Origin of the sequence: Enterobacter sp. MF024 (genome assembly GCF_005843915.1) — a bacterium.
GTDB classification, from domain to species: Bacteria; Pseudomonadota; Gammaproteobacteria; order Enterobacterales; family Enterobacteriaceae; genus Enterobacter; species Enterobacter barmai.
Genome location: NZ_VCBB01000029.1, coordinates 1 through 1,306, shown reverse-complemented (window position 1 = coordinate 1,306; position 1,306 = coordinate 1). Strand labels below are relative to the sequence as shown.

The following is a 1,306-nucleotide window of genomic DNA, read 5'->3' as shown; positions in this document are numbered from 1 at the left end:
TTTGCTCTTTAAAAATCTGGATCAAGCTGAAAATTGAAACGACACACTGTGTCTGTTCTCCGTAACAGGAACAGATGGTAAGTGTGTTCGAGTCTCTCAAATTTTCACAACGCGAAGTGAAACAGCTTCGGGTTGTGAGGTTAAGCGACTAAGCGTACACGGTGGATGCCCTGGCAGTCAGAGGCGATGAAGGACGTGCTAATCTGCGAAAAGCGCCGGCGAGGTGATATGAACCTTTGACCCGGCGATGTCCGAATGGGGAAACCCAGTGTGATTCGTCACACTATCGTTAACTGAATACATAGGTTAACGAGGCGAACCGGGGGAACTGAAACATCTAAGTACCCCGAGGAAAAGAAATCAACCGAGATTCCCCCAGTAGCGGCGAGCGAACGGGGAGCAGCCCGGAGTCTGAATCAGCTTGTGTGTTAGTGGAACGGTCTGGAAAGTCCGACGGTACAGGGTGATAGTCCCGTACATGAAAGCACACATGCTGTGAACTCGAAGAGTAAGGCGGGACACGTGGTATCCTGTCTGAATATGGGGGGACCATCCTCCAAGGCTAAATACTCCTGACTGACCGATAGTGAACCAGTACCGTGAGGGAAAGGCGAAAAGAACCCCGGCGAGGGGAGTGAAAAAGAACCTGAAACCGTGTACGTACAAGCAGTGGGAGCACCCTTGTGGTGTGACTGCGTACCTTTTGTATAATGGGTCAGCGACTTATATTCTGTAGCAAGGTTAACCGTATAGGGGAGCCGAAGGGAAACCGAGTCTTAACTGGGCGTTAAGTTGCAGGGTATAGACCCGAAACCCGGTGATCTAGCCATGGGCAGGTTGAAGGTTGGGTAACACTAACTGGAGGACCGAACCGACTAATGTTGAAAAATTAGCGGATGACTTGTGGCTGGGGGTGAAAGGCCAATCAAACCGGGAGATAGCTGGTTCTCCCCGAAAGCTATTTAGGTAGCGCCTCGTGAATTCATCTCCGGGGGTAGAGCACTGTTTCGGCTAGGGGGCCATCCCGGCTTACCAACCCGATGCAAACTGCGAATACCGGAGAATGTTATCACGGGAGACACACGGCGGGTGCTAACGTCCGTCGTGAAGAGGGAAACAACCCAGACCGCCAGCTAAGGTCCCAAAGTCATGGTTAAGTGGGAAACGATGTGGGAAGGCACAGACAGCCAGGATGTTGGCTTAGAAGCAGCCATCATTTAAAGAAAGCGTAATAGCTCACTGGTCGAGTCGGCCTGCGCGGAAGATGTAACGGGGCTAAACCATGCACCGAAGCTGCGGCAGCGAC

General features: G+C 51.9%; 1 rRNA gene. It reads left to right on the top strand.

Annotated elements, in window-relative coordinates:
* Positions 1 to 138 precede the first annotated feature (138 nt).
* A 23S ribosomal RNA gene (locus FFB58_RS22770) occupies positions 139 to 1,306 on the top strand; the annotation flags it as partial.